The sequence below is a fragment of the Micrococcus sp. HG099 genome, from assembly GCF_024723355.1.
In the GTDB taxonomy this organism is placed as follows: Bacteria; Actinomycetota; Actinomycetes; order Actinomycetales; family Micrococcaceae; genus Micrococcus; species Micrococcus endophyticus.
This window is the reverse complement of the sequence record NZ_JANQCJ010000159.1, coordinates 1-4,218: the sequence shown is the minus strand read 5'-3', so window position 1 is coordinate 4,218 and position 4,218 is coordinate 1. Positions and strand designations below refer to the sequence as shown.

Here is a 4,218-nt window from a genome sequence, read left to right as displayed (position 1 = left end):
CCGCTCCGCCCTCGCCGGCGAGCCCGTCGCCCCGGCCGCGCCCGCGGCCCCGGGCCCGGAGCAGTCCGCCGGCACGGGCGAGCCCTCCCGCCGCGCCGTCGCCGAGGAGCTGCCGGGCTTCCGCACCGAGCCGCCGGCCGACGTCGTGCCCCCGGAGGCCGCCGGGGCCCAGGCCGGCAAGCCGACCCCCGCGCCGCCGTCGACCTCCGCGGAGACCAGCCGCCTCAACGACCGGTACCACTTCGAGACCTTCGTGATCGGCTCGTCCAACCGCTTCGCCCACGCCGCCGCCAACGCGGTGGCCGAGGCGCCGGCGAAGGCCTACAACCCGCTGTTCATCTACGGCGAGTCCGGGCTGGGCAAGACCCACCTGCTGCACGCGATCGGCCACTACGCGCGCCGCCTCTACCCGGGCCTGCGGGTGCGCTATGTGAACTCGGAGGAGTTCACCAACGACTTCATCAACTCCATCCGCCACGACGAGGGCGCCTCGTTCAAGCAGCTCTACCGCAACGTGGACATCCTGCTGATCGACGACATCCAGTTCCTGGCGGACAAGGAGGCGACGGTCGAGGAGTTCTTCCACACCTTCAACACGCTCTACAACAACAACAAGCAGGTGGTCATCACCTCGGACCTGCCGCCCAAGCAGCTCTCCGGGTTCGAGGACCGCCTGCGCTCCCGCTTCGAGTGGGGGCTGATCACGGACATCCAGCCGCCGGACCTCGAGACCCGCATCGCGATCCTTCGCAAGAAGGCCGAGGCCGAGGGGCTCGTGGCCCCGCCGGAGGCGCTGGAGTACATCGCCTCGCGCATCTCCACGAACATCCGGGAGCTCGAGGGCGCCCTGATCCGCGTCACCGCGTTCGCCTCGCTGAACCGCCAGGCCGTGGACATCGAGCTGGCCGAGCACGTGCTCAAGGACCTGATCACGGACGAGACGGCGCACGAGATCACGCCGGAGCTGATCCTCCACGCGACGGGGGAGTACTTCAACCTCACCCTCGAGGAGCTCACGAGCAAGTCCCGCACCCGCACGCTCGTGACGGCGCGGCAGATCGCCATGTACCTGCTGCGCGAGCTCACGGAGATGTCCCTGCCGAAGATCGGCCAGGTCCTGGGCGGGCGCGACCACACCACCGTGATCCACGCGGACCGCAAGATCCGCGAGCTGATGGCCGAGCGCCGGACCATCTACAACCAGGTGACCGAGCTCACCAACGAGATCAAGCGCAAGCAGCGCGGCGCCTGACCACCCCTCCGAGTCCCGGTTCGAACCTTCGACCGGGACTCGAGTGTTCCTCCACATTGTCCACCGCTGTGGACAACCCTGTGGAGAAGGCGCCCTCCTGTGGACAACGTGGCGACCTGTGGACGACGGAATCAGGCGGATGAGGGCGGGTCCACACCCCTGGGGACGACGGCGGCGCACACCCTGGTGAATCACACGGATGTGACTCGACGATCCACAGATGTCCACAGCCGTCCACAGTCGAAAACCGCATGATTCCGCGGACTTCGCAGGGTGTGGATGGGGACTGTGGACATAGATGTGGACAACCGGGGGGTGGATCCGGGGATGGGCGTGGACGACTCCAGGCCGGCCTGTGCAGATCGGGGGGCGGGGCCGAGGGCGGTCTCCACACGCCGTGCACACCCTCGACGGAGCGACGTCCACAGCGTTCCCCCAGCCGGATCCGCATGATCTCGCCGAGGATGGACGTTCTCCACAGGATCCACACCTGCTATCACCACTACTGATCCCCCTTGAGAGAATCCGACAAGCAACATCATCTCCGCCCCGCACACCGGCCCGACGAGCCCCACGGCGCAGGCTGCGCCCGCGCCCGTTCGGATCCGCGGAATCACACCGTTGTCATTCGCCTTCGACCTGACACCGTCCTCGCGGACCGCCTATGCTGAGGCCCGCGCGTCGCCGCTGAGCCGGGGCCCGCAGACCCCCCGCCGTCCCCCGCCTGAGAGGCAGTGCAGCTCGTGAAGTTCACCGTCGAACGCGACATCCTCACCGACGCCGTCTCCTGGGCCGCCCGCTCCCTGTCCCCGCGCCCGCCCGTGCCGGTGCTCTCGGGCCTGCTGATCACGGCCGAGGCCGGCGTCGTCTCCATCGCGAGCTTCGACTACGAGACCTCCGCGCGCCTGGAGATCGAGGCGGACGTGGAGACCGACGGCCAGGTGCTCGTCTCCGGCCGCCTGCTCAACGACATCGTCCGCGCCCTGCCGCACGCCCAGGTGACCGTGGAGCTCGACGGCGGCAAGGTCGTCGTCACCTGCCGCTCCTCCCGCTTCGCCCTGGCCACCATGCCCGTGGGCGACTACCCGGCCCTGCCGCAGCTGCCGGCCCCCGCCGGCACCGTGGACGGCGCCGCCTTCGCGCACGCCGTGGCGCAGGTGACCGTCGCCGCTTCGAAGGACGACACCCTGCCGATCCTCACCGCCGTGAAGGTGGAGATCGAGGGCGACACCATGACGTTCCTGGCCACGGACCGCTACCGGCTGGCCATGAAGGAGATCCGCTGGACCCCCGCGGACCCCTCGATCTCCACCTCGCTGCTGGTCAAGGCCCGCACCCTCACCGAGGTGGCCAAGTCCCTCGGCGCCGGCGGCGACCTGGAGATCCTGCTCGGCGAGGGCACCGACCTCGTGGGCTTCTCCTCCGGCGGCCGCCGCACCACCTCCGTGCTGGTGGACGGCGAGTACCCCAAGATCCGCTCGCTGTTCCCGGAGACCAGCCCCATCCAGGCCGTGGTGGACACCGCCGCCCTCGTGGAGGCCTCCCGCCGCGTCGCCCTCGTGGCGGAGCGCAACACCGCGCTGCGCATGGTGTTCACCGACGGCCAGGTCACCCTGGACGCCGGCACCGGCGACGACGCCTCCGCCAACGAGTCCGTGCCCTGCACCCTCGAGGGCGAGGACATCACCGTGGCGTTCAACCCGTCCTACCTCTCCGAGGGCCTGGCCGTGGTGGACCAGCCGCAGGTGCGCTTCGCGTTCACCTCCGCGCCCAAGCCCGCCCTGCTCACCGGCGTGAACCAGGAGGACGGCGTCGTCTCCGACTACCGCTACCTCGTGATGCCGGTGCGCATCGCCTGATCCGCCGGGCCGGAGGCACCCGTGCACCTGTCCCACCTGACCGTCGCGGACTTCCGGTCCTACCGCTGGGCCGACCTGGAGCTCGGCCCGGGGTCCACGGTCCTGCTCGGGGCCAACGGGGTGGGCAAGACGAACCTCGTGGAGGCCGTCGGCTACCTCGGCTCGCACCAGTCCCACCGCGTCAGCTCGGACGCGCAGCTCGTGCGCTTCGGCCGGGACCGCGCCCGGATCGCCGGCCGCGTGCACCGCGGCTCCCGGACCGTGGCCCTCGAGCTGGAGATCCTGCCGGGCCGGTCCAACCGGGTTGCCATCAACCGCGGCGCCCCCGTGCGGGCCAAGGAGGGCCTCGGCATCCTGCGCACCGTGGTGTTCGCCCCCGAGGACCTGAACCTGGTCACGGGCGAGCCGGGCGGCCGCCGTCGCCTCCTGGACCAGCTCATGGTCCAGCTGCGCCCGGCCCTGGGCGAGGCCGCCGCGGACTTCGAGCGAGTGCTGCGCCAGCGCAACGCCCTGCTCAAGTCCGCCCGGAAGGCCCGCCGCTGGGGCCCCGAGGAGGAGGCCACCCTCGAGGTGTGGGACGAGCACCTGTGCGCCGCCGGCGCGCGGCTGCTGCACGGCCGCCTGCACGTGCTGCGCCTGCTGGCCCACCCGCTGCGCGAGATGTACGGGGCCCTGACCAACGGTTCCAAGGCCGCGACCTACGCGTACGAGTCCACCGTGCCGCTGGCCCGCGGCACCCACGCCGAGGTGCCGCCCGTGGCCGAGCTGGCCGCGGACATGCGCCGCGCGCTCGTCGCCCAGCGGGACGAGGAGCAGGCCCGGGCGCTGACCCTCGTGGGCCCGCACCGGGACGAGCTCGCGCTCTTCCTCGGCCCGGCGCCGGCGCGGGGCTACGCCTCGCACGGGGAGACGTGGTCGCTCGCGCTGGCGCTGCGGCTGGCGGCCTACGACGTCCTCGTGGCCGACGACCCCGACCCCGACGGCCGCCCCGTGCTGATCCTCGACGACGTGTTCGCCGAGCTCGACGCCGCCCGTCGGCGCCGCCTGGCCGCGCTCGTGGGCCGGGCCGAGCAGGTGATCGTCACGGCCGCCGCGCTCGAGGACGTC

The 4,218-nt window shown here is 71.6% G+C and carries 3 protein-coding genes; all 3 read left to right on the top strand.

Annotation, left to right across the window (positions count from 1 at the left end; genetic code table 11):
- Positions 1–1,252 (top strand): chromosomal replication initiator protein DnaA (gene dnaA / locus NWP10_RS10785; protein ID WP_258300903.1); only part of this gene is annotated, 1,252 nt, incomplete at its 5' end.
- A gap of 743 nt (positions 1,253–1,995) precedes the next feature.
- Positions 1,996–3,111, top strand: a complete 1,116-nt coding sequence (gene dnaN, locus NWP10_RS10780; protein ID WP_184173914.1) for a DNA polymerase III subunit beta — start codon at positions 1,996–1,998, stop codon at positions 3,109–3,111.
- A gap of 21 nt (positions 3,112–3,132) precedes the next feature.
- The coding region (recF, locus tag NWP10_RS10775; protein ID WP_258300902.1) for a DNA replication/repair protein RecF at positions 3,133–4,218 on the top strand (1,086 nt) is incomplete at its 3' end.